Annotated in this window: 15 protein-coding genes and 1 pseudogene; 4 read left to right on the top strand and 12 right to left on the bottom strand. The window is 57.8% G+C overall.

Annotation, left to right across the window (positions count from 1 at the left end; genetic code table 11):
• Nucleotides 1-534: 534 nt before the first annotated feature.
• The 5 genes from T3A99_RS05855 to T3A99_RS05835 form a co-directional block, all read right to left on the bottom strand.
• Complete coding sequence (locus T3A99_RS05855) at nucleotides 535-1,392, bottom strand: fumarylacetoacetate hydrolase family protein (protein WP_322834085.1); 858 nt, start codon at nucleotides 1,390-1,392, stop codon at nucleotides 535-537.
• 62 nt (nucleotides 1,393-1,454) lie between these two features.
• Nucleotides 1,455-3,056, bottom strand: a complete 1,602-nt coding sequence (locus T3A99_RS05850) for an FAD-dependent monooxygenase (protein WP_322834084.1) — start codon at nucleotides 3,054-3,056, stop codon at nucleotides 1,455-1,457.
• 46 nt (nucleotides 3,057-3,102) lie between these two features.
• Nucleotides 3,103-3,501 (bottom strand): cupin domain-containing protein, encoded by a 399-nt coding sequence (locus T3A99_RS05845; protein ID WP_322834083.1) that lies wholly within the window; start codon nucleotides 3,499-3,501, stop codon nucleotides 3,103-3,105.
• Between the two features lie 18 nt (nucleotides 3,502-3,519).
• Nucleotides 3,520-3,957 carry a nuclear transport factor 2 family protein gene (locus T3A99_RS05840; RefSeq protein ID WP_322834082.1) on the bottom strand — a complete coding sequence of 146 codons (438 nt, stop codon included), beginning with the start codon at nucleotides 3,955-3,957 and terminating at the stop codon, nucleotides 3,520-3,522.
• 1 nt (nucleotide 3,958) lies between these two features.
• Nucleotides 3,959-4,900 carry a 3-carboxyethylcatechol 2,3-dioxygenase gene (locus T3A99_RS05835; protein ID WP_322834081.1) on the bottom strand — a complete coding sequence of 314 codons (942 nt, stop codon included), beginning with the start codon at nucleotides 4,898-4,900 and terminating at the stop codon, nucleotides 3,959-3,961.
• 149 nt (nucleotides 4,901-5,049) lie between these two features.
• On the opposite strand from T3A99_RS05835, the gene T3A99_RS05830 reads away from it, so the two are divergent.
• Both T3A99_RS05830 and tnpC read left to right on the top strand, forming a co-directional pair.
• Nucleotides 5,050-5,712, top strand: a complete 663-nt coding sequence (locus T3A99_RS05830; RefSeq protein ID WP_322834080.1) for a GntR family transcriptional regulator — start codon at nucleotides 5,050-5,052, stop codon at nucleotides 5,710-5,712.
• Nucleotides 5,713-6,367: 655 nt separating this feature from the next.
• Nucleotides 6,368-6,955, top strand: a pseudogene (gene tnpC, locus T3A99_RS05825) (IS66 family transposase); the annotation flags it as partial.
• A gap of 374 nt (nucleotides 6,956-7,329) precedes the next feature.
• Here the strand turns inward: tnpC and T3A99_RS05820 are convergent.
• Both T3A99_RS05820 and T3A99_RS05815 read right to left on the bottom strand, forming a co-directional pair.
• Nucleotides 7,330-8,127: an SDR family oxidoreductase gene (locus tag T3A99_RS05820; RefSeq protein ID WP_322834079.1), complete on the bottom strand. Its 798-nt coding sequence runs from the start codon at nucleotides 8,125-8,127 to the stop codon at nucleotides 7,330-7,332.
• 320 nt (nucleotides 8,128-8,447) lie between these two features.
• Nucleotides 8,448-9,689: a thiolase family protein gene (locus tag T3A99_RS05815; protein WP_322834078.1), complete on the bottom strand. Its 1,242-nt coding sequence runs from the start codon at nucleotides 9,687-9,689 to the stop codon at nucleotides 8,448-8,450.
• A gap of 393 nt (nucleotides 9,690-10,082) precedes the next feature.
• Here T3A99_RS05815 and T3A99_RS05810 point away from each other — a divergent pair, with 393 nt between their 5' ends.
• Complete coding sequence (locus tag T3A99_RS05810; protein WP_322834077.1) at nucleotides 10,083-12,734, top strand: LuxR C-terminal-related transcriptional regulator; 2,652 nt, start codon at nucleotides 10,083-10,085, stop codon at nucleotides 12,732-12,734.
• Nucleotides 12,735-12,861: 127 nt separating this feature from the next.
• On the opposite strand, the gene T3A99_RS05805 is transcribed toward T3A99_RS05810, so the two are convergent.
• The 5 genes from T3A99_RS05805 to T3A99_RS05785 all read right to left on the bottom strand — a co-directional run bounded on the left by T3A99_RS05805 (nucleotide 12,862) and on the right by T3A99_RS05785 (nucleotide 19,374).
• Nucleotides 12,862-14,115 carry an OmpP1/FadL family transporter gene (locus T3A99_RS05805; RefSeq protein WP_322834076.1) on the bottom strand — a complete coding sequence of 418 codons (1,254 nt, stop codon included), beginning with the start codon at nucleotides 14,113-14,115 and terminating at the stop codon, nucleotides 12,862-12,864.
• A 244-nt stretch (nucleotides 14,116-14,359) separates the two neighbouring features.
• Nucleotides 14,360-15,538, bottom strand: coding sequence for an acetyl-CoA C-acyltransferase (locus tag T3A99_RS05800; protein WP_322834075.1), 1,179 nt, complete (start codon nucleotides 15,536-15,538; stop codon nucleotides 14,360-14,362).
• Nucleotides 15,535-17,655 (bottom strand): 3-hydroxyacyl-CoA dehydrogenase NAD-binding domain-containing protein, encoded by a 2,121-nt coding sequence (locus T3A99_RS05795; protein ID WP_322834074.1) that lies wholly within the window; start codon nucleotides 17,653-17,655, stop codon nucleotides 15,535-15,537. The genes T3A99_RS05800 and T3A99_RS05795 overlap by 4 nt, the downstream gene beginning before the upstream one ends.
• A 37-nt stretch (nucleotides 17,656-17,692) precedes the next feature.
• Nucleotides 17,693-18,625, bottom strand: coding sequence for an electron transfer flavoprotein subunit alpha/FixB family protein (locus T3A99_RS05790; protein ID WP_322834073.1), 933 nt, complete (start codon nucleotides 18,623-18,625; stop codon nucleotides 17,693-17,695).
• Nucleotides 18,625-19,374 (bottom strand): electron transfer flavoprotein subunit beta/FixA family protein, encoded by a 750-nt coding sequence (locus T3A99_RS05785; RefSeq protein WP_322834072.1) that lies wholly within the window; start codon nucleotides 19,372-19,374, stop codon nucleotides 18,625-18,627. The genes T3A99_RS05790 and T3A99_RS05785 overlap by 1 nt, the downstream gene beginning before the upstream one ends.
• Nucleotides 19,375-19,646: 272 nt before the next feature.
• On the opposite strand from T3A99_RS05785, the gene T3A99_RS05780 reads away from it, so the two are divergent.
• Nucleotides 19,647-21,446 (top strand): acyl-CoA dehydrogenase, encoded by a 1,800-nt coding sequence (locus T3A99_RS05780; RefSeq protein ID WP_322834071.1) that lies wholly within the window; start codon nucleotides 19,647-19,649, stop codon nucleotides 21,444-21,446.
• Nucleotides 21,447-21,519: the final 73 nt, after the last annotated feature.

Raw genomic sequence — 21,519 nt, 5'->3', positions numbered from 1 at the left:
AGTTGATCCAAGGCGGCAAGGGGCTGGGCGACTTTGGCTTGGTGCTGAGGTGAAGAATTCGCTACCTGGGCGTGCCGACTATTTAGCCAAACAGGAATCTGTTGTGCATTGTGAATAGAACATCGGCTTCGCACACTACCTTTCGATGATGCTGTTCGAGTTCGAGGTGACGCTAGGCGAGCGAGAAACTGCCGTCGAAAACGGTTGTGAGCATCTCTAGCGGAGCATCCTGTCCGTAGGGGGGGGCGTTTCCCGACGACGGTATGCAGGCCAGTCTGTTACCGCGGCGGCCGGTGCGACGATACTGGCAGCGAGAAGAGTCACACCTTCCACCAAGGCGACCAGAGAGCACAGGCCTATTGGGCGGCCTAACCACGGCTGGCTGCGAAGTATTGCTTAGATTGATGTCATGACGTCCTCCCTTGGCAGGAAAGGAGAGGTGTGTGGTGCAGCGAAAGGCGATTGATTAATTGACCCACCGGTATTGTCCTTGTAATGGGTAAAAACCAGCCCCAGCCGGGGCCGGCCTGGCTATCAGTAGGGGTGTTCGTCGACGATTGTGTTGCGTAGGGTGCCGACTCGCTCGACTTCTACCTCGACCACGTCGCCTGGCTTCATCCACAACGGCGGCGTGCGCTTGGCGCCGATGCCGCCTGGGGTGCCGGTTACGAAGACATCGCCAGGGCGAAGTGGTGCCACTGTCGAGGCGTAGGCGATCTGGCGCGGGATGCTGTGCAGCATCATATCTGTGGTGGCACGCTGCACCTCCTGGCCGTTGAGTCGCGTTACCAGCGACAACGTGGCGCCTGGCTCAATCTCATCGGTTGTCACCATCCAAGGGCCGAAGCCACCGGTACGCCAAAAGTTCTTACCGGGTGCCCATTGTGCAGTGTGTAACTGCCAGTCGCGCACGGAGCCATCGTTGTAGCAGGCATAGCCTGCGATGTGATCCCAGGCGTCCTCCTCGCGGATGCGCCGGCCGCCTTTGCCGATGATGATCGCGATCTCGCCTTCGTAGTCCAGTTTGATCGATTCCGGGGGACGCGTGATCGCTTCGCCGTGACCGACTTGCGAGTCTGCAACGCGCAGGAAGAACATTGGCTTTTCGCTGATCTCGCGGCCAGTTTCGCGGACGTGCTCGCCGTAGTTCAAGCCCACGCACCAGATCTTGTCGGGGTTGGGAATTACCGGCAGGAAGCGTACATCCGCCAGCTTCAGGTCCGGCGTGCGCCCCTTGATGATCTCTGTCGCCAGGGCGATGCCATCGCCATCCAGCAAGCTCTTAAGGTCGGGGAAGCGCCTCTCCAGTAAACGCTGTAGATCGAATACACCGTCGCCGACTACGACACCGAAGCTTGCCTTGCCGGCGTGTTCAAAGCTCATGAGTTTCATAGGAATTCCAGGTTGGTTGTGTGAAGGTTGCTACATGGAGGCATGGGTTGCATCGCCGTAGTTCAAGACGCCAGCGACCGGGTTTCCAAGGGCGTGCAGGGAGGAGCACTGTCAGACAGAGACGCGTCGTCCAGGCAGGCGGGTAGCTCGGGGAGGAATGCTGCCAGTGCCTGGAATGCCGCTCGTTCGCCTGGGCCGTTGGTGGCAGCGGCCACGTAGCGGTCAGGTCGCACCACTAGCGTGATGCCGCTGCCGAGCAGCCCGACGAAGGCGCCATTGAGATCGACGACGCTCTCACGCCACCCGGCTGCGCCTATCGAAGCAAGCTGAATCTCCAGCGACGTGCCGCTACGAAAGCGCAGGATCGCCCAGTCTCGGCCCAGTACCGAGTCGAGCGCGACGTGCTCGCCGTTCGAGCGCTGCACCCGAGGCTGTGGCAGTGGACGTCCTACCAGATCAGCTGCAGCCGGAAGCAGGCCCGCGTCCGGCGGCACGATGCAGCCTGAGGTAAAGTACGGCTGCTTCAAAAATTTCATGTGAACCAGCCAGCGCTTGGCTGGCGGGTAGATCCCTAGGGCCGTGACAGCATTGTCGCGCAGGGCGACGAGCAGGGGATGTGTGCTCATCACCACCTTGCCGATCCGGTGCGAGAGCCGCACCATCTGTTCGACGTGAGGCCGGCGCTCGGTTTGGTAGCTGTCGATTAGCGCGTCGCAGGCCTGGCCGCGGACATGGGCGGCGATCTTCCACGACAGGTTGGCCGCATCGCGGACTCCGGCGTTGAGGCCTTGCCCGGCGAAGGGTGGCATCAGGTGGGCCGCATCTCCGGCCAGCAGCACGCGACCGCAGCGGAAGCTGGTGGCGATCCTCTGTTGTGCGAGATAGACGGCGGCACGGCGGATGTCCGTGGCGACAATACGCTGGTACGGCGCGATCAAGTCGATGATGAACTCAGGGGTGGTCACCGTGTCCGGATCATCGCGCGGCAAAAGCATGAACTCATAGCGGCAACGCCCCTTGACGCCGGGCACCACCACGCAAGGGCGAGTGCCGTTGCAATGGAACTGCGAGAAGCGTTCTGGTTCGCCCGGGCTGTTGAGGACGTCCACCACGATCCACTTTTCAATCTGGGTCGAGCCCTCGAGTGAGATACCGAGCTGCGTGCGTACCGGGCTGCGGCCGCCATCGCAGGCCAGCACCCACTTCGCGTGCAGGCGTTGCGAGCCATTGGCCTCGAACAGATGCGCCTCGACATGCTCCGGGTGGTTTTCGACAGCTTGGACTTCGGTGTTGAAGCGCAGGTCGATGCCCGGTTGCGCCTGTGCCGCCTCCAGTAATAACGCGACAAGGATCGGTTGGTCGAACTGTGACTTACCCGGCTGGCCCAAACACGAGTGGCGGGATGGCACCTCCGCCAGCAATTGCCCTTTGCGCCCGAAATAACGTGCGCCGGTATCCGTGAGCATTTCCGGCAGGAGCTTTTGCAGCACGCCGATTTCGGCCATTACACGCAGCGACTCATCGGTGATGCTAATGGCGCGCGGTTCGTCAGTGATGCCGGGATTGCGCTCGACCAGCGTTACTCGAATGCCTTGATCCGCGAGCAGGTTGGCTGCTATCAGGCCGACAGGTCCTGCCCCGATCACTAGTACGTCGGTTTCCATGGGGTTCTCCGGTAGAGTTGTGAAATGACGCCTCGTGGCGCCTTTCTCAGACTATGAAGTTCTGGTGCTCACAGAGGGGGAGATAGTCCTCGCGCAGCGGTGCGAAGACATCGACATTTAGGGCGCGCACATCGCCGAGCGGCTCGGCGCAGTGGGGAACGCCCCTCGGGACATAGAGCACAGAGGGGGCCTCCACGTCGAAGACTTCGTCGCCGACCCAGAAGCGCATGGCGCCGCACAGCACGTAGCTAAGTTGGTCGAATGGATGGGAATGCGGGCCTGCCGAACGGTAGCCCGGATCGAACCAGTTAATGGTGGTGACCGCACCGTCTGAGCGAAGCCCGGTCCTGGCGAAGCCCGGGCGGACCTTGGTTAGAGGCAGTTGGTCTAGGTGAAACACACGGGCGGTATTGTTCGGGCTGATCTTGTTATTGGTGTGAGTCATGGTCGAGTACCGTTGGATTTAGCGGGCGGCGCGAAAGGCTTTGCGGATGACCCTGCGACGGATCTTCCATTGGCCATCCTCCTGCGCATATAGGTCCTCGTAGTCGCCCACCATCAGTGGCGTGGTGTCGACGGCATCAACTGTCTCGCTGCGGAAGACGCTGGCGTACAGGGTTGCGCACAACCCCTCGTCGCTCCACCACAGCCGGTGGTTGGTCTCGACATGGCGCGAGACGCGGGGGAGCTTGACGCGCTCGGTGCCCCAGGTGGCGATAGCTTCTCGGCCAATCAGGTCGCGCGGCGGCAGGCCCAGCAGTTGGCCATCCGCCGTGTACAGTTGGTGTAGGGCGTCCGCCGCACCGTGGTCCAGACGATAGGCGTGCTCCGCAGTGAGCGCTTGGATCTCCAGGCGCAGTTCTAGGCTCGGATCCGGCCGGTCCTTTGCGGTACTCTTCATCTCAGATGTCCTCCTGGGCAATCATCATTCCGAAGCCCGTCATCCATTCATCGACAGGCCAGTACCACTGGTTTGTCACTTGGTAACGACCACGCGCCGAAAGCGCGGCGAACGCAGCGAGCCATGCGCGGATCTCGTGACCGGAATGGCCACCGCTACTCTCGATCCATTCGTTGCTCCAATGGTCGGCGTCGGTCAGGCAGCCTGAAGTTAAGGTGGCCATGATCTGGGCGTCGAACGCTGGGTTGATCGGTTGGAACGCACTGTCACCCAGTGCATGAGCCTTGCCGGCCGCGATGACGCGCTGCTGCCGCAGTGTGCGGGTTTCGGGCGAGGGATTACGACCGTCGATCAGGCGCGCGGCGACTTCGGGCGTTGCGCCTTCCAAGCGCGGAATGGGCGGATCGTGCGACAGGCCACCGGATGCGACTACCAATACTCGGCGGTCCCAGGAAGCGATCTCGCGGCCGATGGCTTCTCCCAGTAGCCGTATCCGTTGTAATGGACCCAGCGGCAGCCCGACGGCATTGACAAAGACCGGGATTAGCGGTTGCACCATCTGTTTGCCGAACAGGAATTCAAGCGATTGGACGATGCCATGGTCGACCTGCATGCGTTCCGACTGAGCTACATCTATACCCGCGTCGAGTACGGCGCGTACCAGCTTACGGGCCGCCTCTCGATCGACCGGCAGGGGGCCCGGCTCGGTTCCCCAATCGCCGACGGAGATGGCGCCGGAGCCGATGCAGAACGCCGGCATCATGTCATAGAAGACACCATTGAAGTGGTCGGGGCCGAAGATCACGGTGAGTTCCGGATCGAAGTCGCGCACAAATGCGCGCATCGTGCCGAGCGCGCTTTCCACGCAGTCCAGTGTCTCCGGGCCAGGGTTGTTGATCCCGAAAAGTGGTGAATGTGACAATGCACAAAGGGCCAGTGTCATTGCGTCTCCTTATTCTTATTGTCTCTAATCGTGCGCCTGCCGCGATGGCTTGGCGGTCGATCGCTGCTGCGTGATAGAATAAATACTAAGCCAGCAAAACAATACTGGTCAACGAATAATATATTATTTTGTCGATGGTAGAATGTTAAATGAGCATTTCATCCGATGTATCCGTCTTTGAACGAATTCGCCACGCGATCCTGGCAGGTGTCTGGCCACCTGGTCACAGGCTGGCACCGGTCGCGCTGTCGCAGCGCTTCGATACCAGCACGCCAGTGGTGAGGGAAGCGCTCACCCGCATGGTCGGAGAGAATCTGGTGGTGTCCAAGACAAACCGTGGCTTCTTTGTGCCCAAGCTTGAGCTGCGGGAATTCCGGGATATAACCGAATTGCGTTGCATTACCGAAGCGCTGGCGCTGCGCCTGGCCATCGAGCGCGGCGACCTGCAGTGGGAGACTGAGCTGATTGCCGCCCACCACCGCCTAGCTCGTACTCCACGCCGCAACAGTAGTGATCCCGAGCGGATCAGCGATGACTGGTCGGTGGCCCACAGGGCGTTTCACCAAGCTCTTATCATTGGCTGCCAGTGCGAGCCGATGATACGGATCGCCAACAACCTTTCGCAGTCGACGGACCTTTACCGGTGCTGGGCTGCGCCAGCCCCGGCTACCTTGCAGCGGGATGTGGAGCAGGAGCACCGCGACATCCTCGATGCCGTTCTGCAGCGGGACGCGGCCCGAGCTGGTGAATTGCTGCGCAATCACTATGAGGAAACTGCGCGGATGGTACTAGTTGCGGGTTTGGTGAGTTGATTGGGCTGACGCTTCTGCCGAGGCAAGAGCTAGGCCAAACATTTTTCGCGTTATTCGACGGCGCCTGAGTCGGGGCGAGCGTGTTGCTGAACAACGCCTTGATGTTGGTGGGTCTGGCATCGAACTGTTCCACCAGGTCCTTGAAGCGGTAACCGAGACGTGAGAGGGCGGCTTCAGGTTATCCAGTGGCGCGACAGCACCGAGAGTATGAGATCTGCCAGCAGGGCTACTCGCCGGGTCAGGCAGCCCCCGAGATGCAGTTGGATTTGCAGTGGTGTGCGCAGCTTAGGGGCGAGCGGTCAATGTTGTCTTCGGTCAGGATCTACTCGGGTTTATTGCGACACCGAGCAGGATGTAGGGTAAGCGTCCAGCCAACATACCTTCCGAACTCCAGCATTAAGGACGACGGTGTCCGCGTATTTTAAGCGGACGCGATAGCCCTTACCAACGAAGCACTTACCCCAAACCGTTCAAAGCCCAAGTTGTTCAGGAATGCCTGCAACCCGGTGCGACCATCTCCAGCGTGCCATCAGCCACGGCATCAACGCCAATGTCATTCGCAGGTGGTTGCCGCTTTACCGGGCTCAGTCAGCAGCGGCGCTGCCGGCGTTTGTTCCTTTGAGGGCTTCGCCTAAACGGCCGACTGAGGCGTTGCACCCAGTGCGCCTGTAGCTGCCAGCTTCTGCGTATTGGCGAAGACGTCAGCGAGAAGTTGGATTACGCGCCGGGCGTGTTCAGCGTCGAGCAGCACGTGCGTGAGAAATGGGTCTGCCGCACGTGTGAAACACTGATCCAGGCACCAGTGTAGGCCCAGGTGATCGACAAGGACATCCCGACCGCAGGCCTGCTTGCCCACGTGATGGTGGCGAAGTTCACTGACCACTTGCCGCTATACCGGCAGGAGAAGATCTTTGGCCGCGCCGGGCTGACGATTACTCCCTCGACACTGGCGCAGTGGGTTGGGCAAACCGGCGTTCAGCCCCAACCTTTGGTCGATGCGCTGCGCGAAGCGGTGCTGACCCAGGGTGTGATCCACGCCGATGAGACCTCGGTTCAAATGCTTGCGCCAGGCGAGAAGAAAACTCATCGGGCTTACGTCTGAGCCTACAGCACCACGCCATTCTCGGCACTCAAGGCCGTCGTTTACAACTTCAGCCCAAGCCAGGCGGGCGAGCATGCGGGCAACTTCCTCCGCCCGTGGAATGGCGAGTTGGTGTGCGACGATTTCGCTGGCTACAGCGCTGTGAAGCGCACGTCCGTATCAATCTGACGTGGCAGTTCGGCTGATCGGCGCCGTAATGAGATGACCATGCGGGTTCGGATAAAATACCGAAGGGAGGATGCGTTCCCTTCCGACTGTGCCGCACCCACAGAGTCATTTAACGAAGGCATCGTATCTGTGATCGACACCGCGTCAGCTGGCGTTATCCGCCATTGAGCGGGAGGGAGAGTGTGCCGACAGTTCCAAGCCCGGCGATGCTTGCCGGGCGATGATACCCATTTCCGAACGAATCCTTATACCTACTATGCATTCGCGCCGCTTTTGGCACTTTTTCGCTGCCATTGGCTCCAATCGCATTGGTACTTGGCGAGGGGGCGTAGCAAAAAGATCATTGCTTAAACGCCAAGTTTTCGACGTACCAGGCGCCCATAACTATTGGGGAGCAGTCGGGATATCCAATGCAGAATGCTTGCGCCGTTGCCAACCAAAAGTCGAGGTTTTCTACGCCGCAATCCATCAATGATTTGTCTTGCGCATTCCTGTGGTGTAGTGGTCATCTGACGAATGTTCGCGTTTTTTATTGTGCGCTCCATTTCTCCTTCGCAGACGGCCTGCTGCACTTTGCTGATATTGGTATTAATGCCGCCCGGGTGCACTAGCACGGCGCGCACGCCGGTACCGTCCAATTCTTGCCACAACGTCTCCGTGAGTCCGCGAACGCCAAATTTGGTGATCGTATATGCTGCTGAGCAGGGAGTAGCTACCAGCCCGAAGACACTGGAAACGTTCACAATGCACCCTTCTCGCTGTTGCAGCATGATTGGGAGGAAAGCCTTGGTGCCGTAGATCACGCCCCACAGATTGATTGCCAGCACTTTTTCGAACTCTTCAATCGTCGTGTGCTCAACCGTGGCCAAGACCGAGGTCCCTGCGTTGTTGATGATGAAATGCACACGTCCGAAGTCGCGTAGCACATTGTCGGCGAATCGAAAAACCGCCTCGCGATTGGAAACGTCCAAGATATAGGACTTTGCCTCTATACCCTGAGGGAGTAGTGTCATCGACTCTTCCAAAGCTACGTCGTTGACATCTGCTAGCGCCAGTCGGGCGCCCTGAGCAGCCAATTCAATGGCTAGCGCGCGTCCGATCCCGGATCCAGCGCCTGTAATGGCTATGACTTTATTCTGGAACACTGCAATCTCCTTTTTCTGTTGATATGAAAGTCTGCGTGCGACGTCATATGCCCATCAACTAAACCCTGCTGATCCAAAGGATGGATGCCTGCACTCAGGCATACGCTCGCGTCTAAGGTGACTACAGCAGTTGAGGAACATATTTAGAAGTCAGTGACTGAACGTTTCTGGTGGATACGAGGGGTAGCGGGACATGCCGTGCTGACGCTCGATAGACAAGAGTCCCGCACCTCCTTCGTATGCATCGAGCATACGAAAGAGTTCTCAGAACTCTTGCCGGGCAACTGATGCAGTAATGAATAGCTTTTAAGCAATGGGTTTCAGCGCGTTAACAGGTTGACCGTCACGACGGCTTCCTCGAAACCAATCAAACCGCCACCGTTCTCGTGCAAGGCCACCTTTGCATCCATCACTTGACGAGCGCCTGCCTCACCACGCAACTGGGTGACCAATTCATGTATCTGACCAAGTCCCGTTGCTCCGATCGGATGCCCCTTGCACTCAAGCCCTCCCGACGGATTGACTGGAATACGCCCGCCGACGGACAGTTCGCCGGCCTCTGCTGCTGCGCCGGCTCCCCCCATCGGGGCGAGGCCGAGGTATTCCACTGCCATGATTTCGCCCATGGCACTTGCATCGTGAACCTCAGCCACCGATACATCTGCAGGGCTTATCCCGGCCTGTTCGTAAGCCGATTGCGCAGCGCGTCGGCAAACCGCCTGGTCGAACTCATCGGCTGCTCTAGGCGTTGCGGTGGCGATAGCGGTAGCGTCCACACGAATCACTCGCCGCCGATTTACACCTAGCTTCTTCAAGCCGGCTTCGGTACATACGATTACGGCAGCCGCTCCGTCTGATAGTGGCGAGCACATCGGCATCGTTAACGGATAGGTGATAGGCGCTGCTGCCAAAACCTGATCAATAGTGAAGGGCTGGCGATACTGCGACAGGGGATTGTGTACCGAGTGCATATGGTTTTTTGCAGAAACGGCCGCGATCTGCCGTTGCGTTGTACCAAAGGTCTTCATCCAGTATCGGCACATAGCAGCGTAGATGGCCATGAAGCGGCTGTATGGACGGTCCGATTCACTTCCCGGCGGAACCTCGACACCCGCACCAAGCTCGATCAGCCGCTCGGCATTTTCATCGGCAGTAAGCACGTCCCAACCACCTTCGAACAGAGCCAGCGCGCGCCTTTTATCTTCGACGTTCATTTTCTCTGCCCCTAGAGCCAGAGCAACATCGCAGGCACCGGCCCGTAGAGATTGAACGGCCAGTTGAAAGGCACTGGTCCCCGATGCACAAGCATTCTCCACATTCCAGACAGGTAGCCCGACCAGCCCGAGCTTGGAAAACAGCACCTGACCCGGAACAGCGATTTGACCTTGCAACGGACTCTGCGTAACGCCCGAATAGAAGGCCTGATTAATGTCAGTCAGCGTCGCACCAGCATCGCGTAGAGCCGCACTGAGCGCCTCATCAGCCAGCGACTGTAAACTACGTTCCAGATGGCGACCGAATTGAGTCATACCAACGCCAACGATATACACGGAGGAGTTCATTATTTTAAGGTTCCATGCGACAGCGTGAAAACACCCACCGCAGAAGCCTGACGGCGACACCCGCGGTGCAGCTCGCTGACCACAGCGTGCTACGTCAATTATAATTACTTGGCGTTTATCGCCCCCCCCATTAACGGGTGGGGTCAGCCTTGAGGAACCATCTGAAGGCTCTGAATTTACCGGCTTCTATGTTCAGTCTTCGTACTATAGGATGATAAAAAGCACGCCTGTAATGCTTCGAGCAAGACTGCTAACGAAGGACATTGATTCGAGGCAGTGCAGGCTGTCGAAAATAACAATAGCTAGCCTCTGCCACATCCTTGCACCGATGATTCGCATCTAAGTCTTAGGGCAGGTCGACAAAAAGGGCTAGTAAAGGTAACGGAGAAGACGGTGATCAGTATTCTGCGCCGAGATCCAGCTACAGTGCTTAAATCTACCCCACCGCGTATTGCTCGAAACTTCCTGGATCGCGAACGTCTGAAATTGAGCCGCATTGAGCTGGCTGGACGCAATGCGACTATTCTCTTGGCGCCTACCGGCTTCGGAAAAACCTCTCAGTTGATCCAGTGGCGGCGTGAGGTGCTCGCCCAGGGAGGCTTGGCTTTCTGGCTTAGTCTCGACAGTCGCGATACTCCATTGAGGTTGGTTCAGGGGCTTGCCCAATCCGCTCAGGCATCCTGTGGCAAGCGTGGTTTTGCGGAACCATTTATGCGATGGATAGAGAAATGCTCCGACCCGCAGGAAGCGACGACCGGCTGGTTGGCAGAAGTATCAATGCTCGCGGTTGATGTCGTACTGCTGCTTGATGACACCGAATCTTTACCCACCGCCACCCACCATCAGGTTCTGACATATTTACTGAGGAATGCCCCCGCAAATTTGCATGTCGCATTAGCCGCTCGCCCGACAAGCGCCCTGATGTCTAGCGGAATCCTTAACGCGTCCACAGTCACACGCTTGACGGCTTCCGACCTGCGATTTCGCCTTGATGAAACAATGACGGTGCTGTCGGCGGCGCTTGGTAGCCGCTGCAATCCGGAAGCAGGTGTCAGCCTTCACGAACTGACCGAAGGATGGCCTTTAGGTGTTCAACTGGCCGCGGCGACAGCGCATCGCAGCGGAAATATGGAAGAGCTTCTTTCATCAGGAACGGCGGATATCCGCCGTTACTTCATCGATAGCTTGATTGATCGTCAACCCACCGAAGCAGTTCACCTGCTAGTTCGGTTGGCTCATTTTGACTTGATACATCCAGAGCTGTGTTCAGCGGTCTTGGGCGGCGAAGAGATGGTTCAGCACCTGCATCGGCTTCAGGATGAGACGCCTCTGTTGTTGCAGGCTGAGGACAGCGATTGGATGCGCTTTCACCCCCTTGCACGTGAAGTGCTGCACGAACGCTTGATACAGCTACCCGAGGTTGAGAGGCAGAACATGGCAAAAAGGGCCTCCAACTGGTACGTCGCCCACGAGCTTTATGAAGAAGCTGCGGAGCAATCATTCCTTGCCGGCGATATGGATGCAGCCGTTTCCTTGATAGAACGCAACATTCACCAAATGATGGTCCAAGGTCGGAGTAATGCGATCCTTGCTTGGTACCAACGGTTGTCGCTGGATGAGATCAAGCAATACCCCGGCTTGTTGGCCCCGGTCGCTTGGGTCTTGGCCATGAGCGAGCGACATGATCTGGCGCGCCCGTTGATCAATCTGATTTTGGCGAATCCCGATATCTCATCCACGGACCGTTTCGAAGCTGACCTGATCAATGCCACAGTTGCGGGGTATACAGATCGAGTCGATCTAATGGCCGAACAACTGACTAAGTGGCCGAATCCGCCATCGCAAGCTCGTATCGACGAGGTGCCCATCCATTGGATTGTCAAAGGCTTCGTAGCCTTGTATAGCGGTAACCCGGATCAAGCCCGACTGGATTTTTCGCGTATCGCCGATTTTGACCGGGCGCGCGCTTACTCACCGATGTCTTACGGTTTTGCCGATTGCGGCACAGGGCTGAGCTATCTTTGGGAAGGTCGCTACGCCTTGGCCGAGCAAGAGTTGCGGCCTGCATTGGTTCGCGCTGAAGAACACATGGATCGTCGCAATCCGGTGGCTTGCATGTTGGCTGCACTATTGGCTGAAGCTTGTTGGGAGCGTGGTCAGGATGACAACCCTGTTGCTCTGATGGCGGGGAGACTGGTCATACTGGAGCGACACGGACTTCCCGATGCTTTGATGTCCGCCTACAAGGTTCTAGCGCGTGTCGCTGACTCCAAGGGGCGACAGGACCAGGCCTTGAACCTTCTGGAGTCACTGCAAGCGATAGGTCAGTCACGCGCAATATTGCGTCTTCAAGTGATGGCGCAATCCGAGTTGGTTCGTCTGCACGCAAGACGCGGAAGAGGCGATACGGCTCAGGTCCTAAGTGCTCAGTTGGATGTATTGATTAACACTCGTCGCGCGCAAATACCGACGCAATTCAGTTGTTGGATGGAACTGCGCTCCGAGCTGGCTCGCGCACATGCGTCTCTGGCGAACGAAGACATGCCTGGAGCGCTTCAGTGCGCAGAGTTGGCGATAAGTTTGGCGGTGAAGCTGAAACGCGGGGGCGACTCGGTGGAGGCCAGTCTGATTCGCGCCGAGGTGCTGCAGCGGCAAGGCTCAATTGATGCGCGTACCGTACAGGATGAGGCAATTAGTCTTGCTATGGCTGGAGGGATGGTACGACTCGCGCGTGAACATATCACGGGTCAGCGCGAAGTTTTGGTGGGACCGAAGCACTCGAATGACGAGGAGGGCGATGAGGACGTGCTAGGAGCCTTGAAGGAACCCTTGGTTCTCGGTGCCGGCCTGTTAACCTTAAAAGAGCGTGAGGTTTTGACACTGCTGAGTCGCAGCCTCAGTAACCGGGAGATTGCTCGAGCGATGGATATTGGTGAGCAGACTGTCAAATGGCACATAAAGAACCTATTCAGCAAGCTCGACGCCGGTAGTCGAAAGCATGTGGTTGCACGTGCACGAATGCTAGGCCTTGCCCGTATGACGTAAGCGGGCCTTCGTATCTGAAAAGCCAGGTGGTCGGTGAGTAAGTTGCTTGAGTCTCAGATCGAAATATTGAGGTTGGAAGTGTGGGAAAGAGGAGCTCTTATACGTTAAGGGCTCCTCTTTCTTAAGGTCAGAAACGATAATTAAGCTGTAAGCCTAGGCCATGTGCGGCGGCTTTGTAATCGGCTTGAAAACTGTTTCCGTTGTTATCTTGTTGATTTAACGTGAATTTCCCTTGTCTAAGGTATGAGTAAGCAACATCAACAGACAAGTTCTCACTGGCCTTCCAGCCAGCACCGAAAGTGACGATTTTTCGATCCGCAAGGGGGAGGCGGGCATTCTGCGTGCTGCCAGCGGGCGACTCATCCAGTGCCAGTCCCGCGCGTAAAACCCATTGCGGCGTTAGTTGATAACTGGCACCTATACCGTAACCCCAACTGTCATGCCAGTTAAGGTCTTGGCCTATAGAATCAAATAGGGGGGTTGGTGAATTTGAATTGTTGATGGTTATTGCATCCCAACGACTCCAGCGTGTCCAGTTTGCACCGGCATAAAGGGTCCATTGAGAATCAAGTTCATGGGTTAGCGAGATATCCACTGATTCCGGTGTTGTGGTTTTCATGCTGCCATCTATATTGGCATTAGTTGGCCCGAAAAGAGGAAATAGATTCCGTACTTTGGTTTCAGTGTTGAGGTTGTAATCAATTTTTGAGTGATAAGTTAGTCCGACACGAGTGTGTGGAGTTAACTGGTAGAGAACGCCTAAATTATAGCCGAAGCCCCAGTCGTCACCTTTTGCCTCAACAGTGCCTTCGGTGACCGGCAACATACTACTGAATGTTGTTTTAGCGTAACTGGCAATCAGTCCAAGCCCAACCGAAAGGTCATCATTGACCTTGTAGCTTAAGGTCGGCTGAAAGTTTACGATAAGTAGCTCTGTCTTATCTGCCAGGTAGCGGGATACCGAATTGCTATCGTAGTTTGTTCCCAGTCCAAAGGGTGAATACACACCAAATCCGAAGCTCCATTTCTCATTCAATGGGTTTACATAGTAACCGAAAGGTACAGGCGTTGCTTTTGTGATGTCATCATTCATTCCGCCGGGAACCGGCCCGAGTGCATTGGTTGCACTGTAATTGTCGATTTCCACATCCGGAATAATAGCTATGAATCCACCGCTTAACTCTTCTTGTTGCAACCGAGACATGCCCGCCGGGTTGCCGTATACCGTCGTGGCGTCAAGCGCCGCAGATGCACGGCCGGCATGAGCAGTGCCCAGACTGCTAACGCTTTGTTCGTTAAGAGCAAAACCATTTCCAAATGACTGTCCACTTGTGATGAGTAGGGAACTTGCGATGAAAGCTAAAGAGGATTTTTTATACATTTTTATTCTCTGCTTTAGAGTTATACGTGGCTCGGGTTCTATCGAACTGATTGCGGGTAACGCATTAATGCCCTATGGACGTTGGTTTATTCATGACCTCCTAAGGTGCTGCAGGCCGCAACAGCACCGGTCGTGTGTTATGAGACATGTAGAAAGCATCGGCGTCTCGGACTGGTCGACGATCGTCCCGAGTCAAAGGGGACAGATATCGACGTGCATCGAAAATCCTATTCGTGCTGCCGTTTCAGGAGATCACCTCAAACAGGCCTGCGGCACCCATACCGCCACCGATGCACATGGTGACTACCACATAGCGCACCTTGCGACGCTGACCCTCGAGCAGTGCATGGCCGACTAGCCGCGAGCCACTCATGCCATAGGGATGACCCAGTGCGATGGCGCCGCCATTCACGTTGAGCCGATCGTCAGGGATGCCCAGTTTGTCGCGGCAGTAGAGCACCTGAACCGCAAACGCCTCGTTCAGCTCCCATAAGCCGATGTCTTCGATCTTCAAACCGGCTTTAGCCAGCAACTTAGGCACGGCTAAAGCCGGCCCAATGCCCATTTCATCGGGCGCACAACCGGCTACCTGGAAGCCGATAAAGCGACCCAGTGGCTGCAAGCCTTGGCGTTCGGCAAGTTGAGCATTCATGACGACGCAGGCCGAGGCGCCATCGCAGAGCTGACTGGCATTTCCCGCGGTTACTGTTCCACCTGGCATCACTGTGCGGATCTTGGCTACACCCTCGTACGTGGTATCGCTGCGGATGCCTTCGTCGCGGTCAACCGTGGTAGGGAGGCTCACGATTTTGCCATCGGGCTGGGTGACAGCCATCACCGTTTCCATAGGTGCGATTTCGGCATCGAAGCGACCTTCAGCCTGGGCTTGCGCGGCACGCAGTTGGCTGCGCATACCGTATTCGTCTTGCCGGTCACGGCTAATGTCGTACCGGCGGGCTACCACCTCGGCAGTTTCGAGCATTCCCAGGTAAACCGCCGGAATGTGTTCCTCTAACCACGTCTCTTTCAGGTTGAAGCTGTTCATGTGGGCCTGCACCTGGGTGATGGATTCGACGCCACCGGCCACATACACGTCGCCCTCGCCAGCAATCACCCGTTGTGCCGCCATCGCTATGGACTGGAGACCAGTGGAGCAGAAACGGTTTATCGTAAGACCCGAGGTGGTCACTGGGCAGCCGGCGCGCAGAGCGACCAGGCGCGCAATGTTCTGGCCTCCGGGGCCCTCAAGAAAAGAGCTGCCGAAGATAACGTCTTCGACTGTATCGGGTGCGATACCTGCACGTTCGATGGCTTGGCGTACCACGTGTGCGCCCATGGTCACCGGGTGTGTCAGATTGAAGCCGCCGCGAAAGGACTTGGTCAGTCCGGTACGGGCCGTGGATACGATCACAGCGTTGCTCATGGGGTCTCCGTTTTGTTGAGGTGGCGCAGGGAATCACCACTTGTGGCCAGTCGCACCAGCAGCGACGCTGGGCGCCAAAAGTGGTCGGCGCGCTGGTAGGCAGGGCCCACTGAAAAACGCTTCATCGTTGCCAGCACGTCGGCCAAGCCGCGTTGCTCGGCCTGGAACATTGGGCCGCCGCGCCAGCGCGGGAAGCCATAGCCGGATGTGTAGACCACGTCGATATCGGAGGCCCGCTGCGCGATGCCTTCCTCAAGGATCTTGAAGCCTTCATTGGCCAGTGCGAGCAGCAAACGGTCGACGATCTCTTCGGCGCCAATAGTGCGGCGTTGAAGGCCGAGTTGCTGCGAATGCGCGACCACGGCTGCCTGAACTTCAGCGCTGAGTGCAGGTGCGCGCTGCCCAGGGATGTGGTCATACCAGCCGCGGCCCACCTTCTGGCCGTGGCGACCCATCGCGACTACCGCGTCGAAAGTGCCGGAGTAAACCCGAGTCGGATCGCGCTCGATGCGTGCGGCTCGAATCTTTGCGGCCAGATCGTTGCCTGCCATATCGTTGATGCGAAATGGGCCCATTGCCATGCCCCAGCGCTCCATCGCGCTGTCCACTTGGTGCGGCAGTGCGCCTTCGTCGAGCAACAAGCCGGCCTGCATCATGTAAGCCTCAAACATGCGGTTGCCGATGAAGCCCTCACAAACGCCCGATACGACTGCCGTCTTGCCGATTTTTCGTGCCAGCGCCATCGCACTGGACAGCACGTCGGGAGCGGTATGCGCGCCACGCACAACTTCCAGCAGTTTCATCACGTGGGCGGGGCTGAAAAAGTGCAGGCCCAGAACGTCGGCCGGGCGGCGTGTGAATGCGGCGATGTGGTCGATGTCGAGCATCGAGGTATTGGAAGCCAGGATTGCACCAGGTTTGGCCACTGCGTCCAGGCGCTCGAACACCTGACGCTTGATGTCCAGATCTTCGAAAACGGCTTCGATCACCAGGTCGGCGTCGGCCAAACCGTCATAGTCAACCGCTCCGGTGATCAGGGCAACTCGGGCAGAGGCGACTTCAGGAGTGAGCTTGCCTCGCTTTTTCAGACCCTCGTAATGTTCATGGATGGTCTTCAGTGCGCGCTCAAGTGCCCTCGAATCTCGTTCGACCAAGAGGACCGAAATGCCAGCATTGGCCAGCGCCATCGAGATGCCACTGCCCATAGTACCGCCGCCGATGACTCCGGCCTGCTTGATCGTGCGCGCAGGAACGGTCGGTGAGTCGACGATATGAGTAGCAGTGCGTTCGGCCAAAAAGACATGGCGCAGTGCAGCAAACTGTTCCCCGCCCGCCAAGCTGCGAAATATCTCCGTTTCGCGATCCATGCCCTGTGCGAATGGTTGTAGCGCCGCAGCCTCGACGCAGTCGATGCAGGCCTTCGGTGCAGGCGACCCACCCAGGGGCGTCTTAAGCGTGGCGCGGGCGAAGGCGGTGAAGGCTTGTGCATTATCCATATGGCAGGGCAGAGTGCCGGTACGGCGCGGTGAGCGACCACTGGCTACTTCATCGCCCAGCTTGCGGGCGAGTGCCACGGCCTCGTTAACCACATCGCCTTCGGTGATCAGGTCAAACAGCCCGCTGTCGCCCAGTGAGGCCGCGCTGTGCGAGCTGCCGCTGAGGATCATGTTCAAGGCCTTTTCCACTCCCACCAGACGTGGCAGTCGTTGGGTTCCTCCAGCACCGGGCACCAGTCCCAGATGTACCTCAGGCAAGCCTACTTGGGTCGCTGCATGCGCCACGCGGGCGTGGCAAGCCAGCGCCAGCTCCAGCCCGCCACCTAGCGCCATACCGTGCATCGCGGCCACCACCGGTTTGGTACAGGCTTCGAGGCGATCAAATAGCGCCCGAGGTGCTGGTTCCTGATTGCCGCAGGGCAGATCAAACTCGGTAATGTCGCCACCGCCGCTGAAGCCGCGACCAGCACCTGTCACCACCACTGCCAGCACCGTGGTGTCGGTCATGGCTGCGTATAGCGCATCAGCCAAATGTCGGCGTAGCGGTAGACCCAGGGTATTCAGGGGGGGGCGGTTCAGGGTGACAATGGCCACGCCGTCCGTTACTTGGTACAAGCTCATATTCGGTCCTTTTGGGCTATGGGTGAGAGCCGCGGGCTCACAGCGCACCGCACAAGTCGGGTACTGCCGTGAATAGATCTTCCACGAGCCCATAGTCGGCCACCGAGAAGATGGGAGCCTCGGGATCGGAGTTGATCGCCACGATGACCTTGCTATCTTTCATACCGGCCAGGTGTTGGATGGCACCACTGATACCGCAGGCGACGTAGAGCTCCGGAGCGACGATCTTGCCGGTCTGCCCCACTTGCCAATCGTTAGGCGCATACCCGGCATCAACAGCTGCGCGGCTCGCACCCAGAGCGGCACCGAGCTTGTCAGCCAGCGGCGTAAGCACTTCCCTGAACTTGTCGCTTGCGCCTAGTGCCCGGCCACCAGAAACGATGATTTTGGCGGCCGTCAGCTCCGGACGGTCGCTCTCGGTGATTTGGCGACTGACGAAGCTGCTTCTATCGTTAGCGGTCACCGCTGGGGCGCTTTCCACAATGGCGTTACCCCCGCTGGCTGCTGCCGCATCGAAGCCCGTGGCGCGCACACTGATCACCTTGACTGCATCGGTGCTCTGCACTGTGGCGATGGCGTTGCCGGCGTAGATCGGTCGTTCGAAAGTGTCGGAGCTCACCACGTTGGTGATTTCGCTGATCTGGGCGACGTCGAGTTTGGCCGCAACGCGTGGAGCGACGTTTTTGCCATTGGCTGTGGCAGGAAAAAGGATGTGACTGTAGCCCTCGGCTAAAGCAATCACCTGGGCAGCCAGGTTTTCAGCCAACCCGTTGGCGAGGCAGGCATCGTCGGCGTACAGAACTTTGCTGACGCCGACGATGCAGGCAGCCTCCTGTGCGACGGCGTCGGCTTTCTCACCGGCTACCAATAAATGCACCTCCTCACCGAGTTTCGTTGCGGCGGTGACGGTACAAAGGGTGGCTCCCTTGATCGAGACGTTGTCGTGCTCCGCAATGACCAGGATAGGCATCAGATCACCCTCGCTTCATTCTTCAGTTTTTCAATCAGGGTGGCGACGTCGGGTACGATGACGCCAGCCTTGCGGCCAGCAGGTTCAGTCACTGCCAGTGTTTTCAGGCGGGGGGATATGTCCACATCGAGATCGCCAGGAGTCAGGACGTCCAGTGGCTTTTTCTTGGCCTTCATGATGTTTGGCAAGCTCGCGTAGCGCGGTTGGTTCAGACGCAGATCGGTGGTAATCACGGCTGGCAATACCAATTTAAGGGTCTCCATACCGCCATCGATTTCGCGAGTCACGCAGGCTTCACCGTTGTCGATCTCAATCTTCGAGGCGAATGTGGCCTGAGGTAGATCGGCGAGAGACGCCAGCATCTGACCGGTTTGGTTGCAGTCGTCGTCAATGGCTTGTTTGCCCAAGATGATGAGCTCGGGGGCTTCTCTATCGACTACAGCCTTGAGTAGTTTGGCTACCGCCAAAGGCTGTAACTCGACATCTGTCTCGATCAGAATCGCCCGGTCTGCGCCAATGGCCAGTGCGGTGCGCAACGTCTCCTGACATTGCGAGACGCCGCAACTTACGACGACGACCTCCTTGGCCGTGCCTGCTTCCTTCATGCGAACTGCTTCTTCCAGAGCGATTTCGTCGAAGGGATTCATGCTCATCTTTACAGCGTTCAGATCAACGCCGGAAGCATCCGGCTTGACCCGAACCCTGACGTTGTAATCTATGACCCGCTTTACGGCCACCAGCACCTTCATAACCGACTCTCTCTTGTTTTTAACGGCACCGACCGCATTAGCTGCGGCTGGTAGTCGAATGGTGGGAGTGACTTTAAGTAGGTTTCTTCAGTTTTTACCCCCCTCTGCAAGGGTAGGTAGGGGCTCTCTTATTAGGACAAATAGCGAATTGTTGGCTCATATCCCCCTCCTTGCGGGTGGCCTTTGCCCGGCTTGGGTCTGGCAGAGTGCAGGCGTTAAAAACGCGTGACACAAAAGGTCGCGCCAGCCGCCCGTACACAGAGGAGGACCTTGTGAATCCATATATCGCCCCATTAGAGGACATGCGCTTTGTATTGCGCGAACTCGCAGACATTGGTCGTGTCGCGCAGTTACCGGATGCTGACTCTCTTGCTGACGAGGAGTTGACCGACGCTATTCTTGAGCAAGCGTCGCGCTTCGCGGAGGAAGTGCTGGTGCCCGTCGATGCTGTGGGTGACCGACACGGTGCGCGCTGGTCTGCCGAGGGAGTGACAACTGCGCCAGGGTTTTCGGAGGCCTACCGGCAATTCACCGAGGCTGGCTGGAATAATATCGAGATACCGATCGAGCACGGCGGGCAGGGGTTGCCCACGATGCTATGTGCTGCCGTTGAAGAGGTATTTACCTCAGCGAACAAGTCGTTTTGTTTCTGTCCTGGACTCACGGCCTTCGCGGTGAAGGCTCTAGCGGCCAGTGCTAACGAGGAAGTGCGTTCGCGCTTTCTGCCTAAGCTAGTGAGTGGTGAGTGGGCGGCAACAATGAATCTAACGGAGCCGCAGGCAGGTTCCGATGTGGGTGCGCTTCGCACGCGTGCAGTCGAAATGCCAGATGGCACCTACCGCATCTCCGGGCAGAAGATTTTCATCAGCTACGGTGATCATGACCTTACTGAAAATATTGTGCATTTGGTGCTGGCGCGCATGCCTGGCGCGCCAGAGGGTACTAAAGGTATTTCTCTATTCGTCGTGCCCAAGTTCCTTCCCACCGCAGCAGGTGGAGTAGGGGAGCGCAATGATGTGGTCTGTGCCGGTATTGAGCACAAGATGGGCAATCACGGCAGTCCTACCTGCACGATGGTATATGGCGGTGCTGGTGAGGGCGCGGTGGGTTGGCTCGTTGGTGAGCAAAACAAAGGTTTGCAGGCCATGTTCGTGATGGTCAACGCCGCTCGCTTCAACGTAGGGATGGAGTCGCTCGCCATGAGTGAGCGTGCCTATCAGTTGGCGCTTTCCTACGCCCGCGAACGGGTGCAGGGGAGTCTGCCAGGTCAGCGCAGCGAGCCTGTACCTATCATTCGTCATCCTGACGTGCGGCGGATGCTCATGCTCATGCGCAGTCAGACGGAGGCCATGCGTGCACTGGCTTACCTGATTTCGGGGGCTCGCGATCTGGCTGCCCATCACGTGGACGCAAAGGTGCGCAATGAGCGCCAAGCCTTCGTGGACCTGATGATCCCGGTGTTCAAGGGTTGGTCGTCGGAGGCGGCCATTGAAGTTACGTCCATGGCCATCCAAGTGTATGGAGGTATGGGCTATGTACTGGAGAGTGGTGCGTCGCAGCCGATGCGCGATGTGCGCATCTGCGCCATTTACGAGGGGACGACATCCATTCAGGCGCACGACTTTATCGAACGCAAGCTGGTGCGTGACGGCGGCGCTGCGCTGCAGGCTTGGCTGGCTGAGGTCGATCTCACGCTAGGGCGCCTTGCAGTGCATCAAAACAATGAGCTGTTGGAGATTGAATGCAATCTGCGTAAGGGCGTCGAGCTACTGAGAAGGGCAACGGATTGGGCAATCCTGAACTACTCCCGACAGCCTCTGGTGGTGCTGGGGGGAGGGGTCTCGTTGCTGCAACTGTGCGGAATCGTCGCTGGTGGCTGGCAGATGGCGCGGGCTGCGCTCGTGGCTCTGAATCATATCGAGTCTGGCAAGGGGCATGCCGATTTCTTGCGTCGCAAGTTGCTCAGTGCCCGCTTCTATGCCGCTCACGTGTTGCCGCAAGTGGCGGGACTGGCCGAAGTGGCAATGCGTGGAGGCGAATTTGTGATGGCTATGGACGACGCCGCGTTTTGACCGGCTGAGGCCCATCAAAGTGTGCATATTTTAAAGGAAGCCGCGATCGTCGGGCGAGAGCCCTGATCCAAAG

Origin of the sequence: Pseudomonas sp. N-137, from assembly GCF_034555295.1 — a bacterium.
Lineage (GTDB): Bacteria > Pseudomonadota > Gammaproteobacteria > Pseudomonadales > Pseudomonadaceae > Aquipseudomonas > Aquipseudomonas rhizophila.
The sequence above is the reverse complement of the archived record's forward strand: the minus strand, read 5'-3'. Positions and strand labels throughout refer to the sequence as shown.

Bases quoted from the DNA above. Each gene is read 5' to 3' on its own strand.
- T3A99_RS05795 (WP_322834074.1), bottom strand. From the start codon at position 17,655: ATGAGCTTGTACCAAGTAACGGACGGCGTGGCCATTGTCACCCTGAAC.
- T3A99_RS05785 (WP_322834072.1), bottom strand. From the start codon at position 19,374: ATGAAGGTGCTGGTGGCCGTAAAGCGGGTCATAGATTACAACGTCAGG.
- T3A99_RS05845 (WP_322834083.1), bottom strand. From the start codon at position 3,501: ATGACTCACACCAATAACAAGATCAGCCCGAACAATACCGCCCGTGTG.
- T3A99_RS05850 (WP_322834084.1), bottom strand. From the start codon at position 3,056: ATGGAAACCGACGTACTAGTGATCGGGGCAGGACCTGTCGGCCTGATA.
- T3A99_RS05840 (WP_322834082.1), bottom strand. From the start codon at position 3,957: ATGAAGAGTACCGCAAAGGACCGGCCGGATCCGAGCCTAGAACTGCGC.
- T3A99_RS05835 (WP_322834081.1), bottom strand. From the start codon at position 4,900: ATGACACTGGCCCTTTGTGCATTGTCACATTCACCACTTTTCGGGATC.
- T3A99_RS05805 (WP_322834076.1), bottom strand. From the start codon at position 14,115: ATGTATAAAAAATCCTCTTTAGCTTTCATCGCAAGTTCCCTACTCATC.
- T3A99_RS05855 (WP_322834085.1), bottom strand. From the start codon at position 1,392: ATGAAACTCATGAGCTTTGAACACGCCGGCAAGGCAAGCTTCGGTGTC.
- T3A99_RS05815 (WP_322834078.1), bottom strand. From the start codon at position 9,689: ATGAACTCCTCCGTGTATATCGTTGGCGTTGGTATGACTCAATTCGGT.
- T3A99_RS05790 (WP_322834073.1), bottom strand. From the start codon at position 18,625: ATGCCTATCCTGGTCATTGCGGAGCACGACAACGTCTCGATCAAGGGA.
- T3A99_RS05800 (WP_322834075.1), bottom strand. From the start codon at position 15,538: ATGAGCAACGCTGTGATCGTATCCACGGCCCGTACCGGACTGACCAAG.
- T3A99_RS05830 (WP_322834080.1), top strand. From the start codon at position 5,050: ATGAGCATTTCATCCGATGTATCCGTCTTTGAACGAATTCGCCACGCG.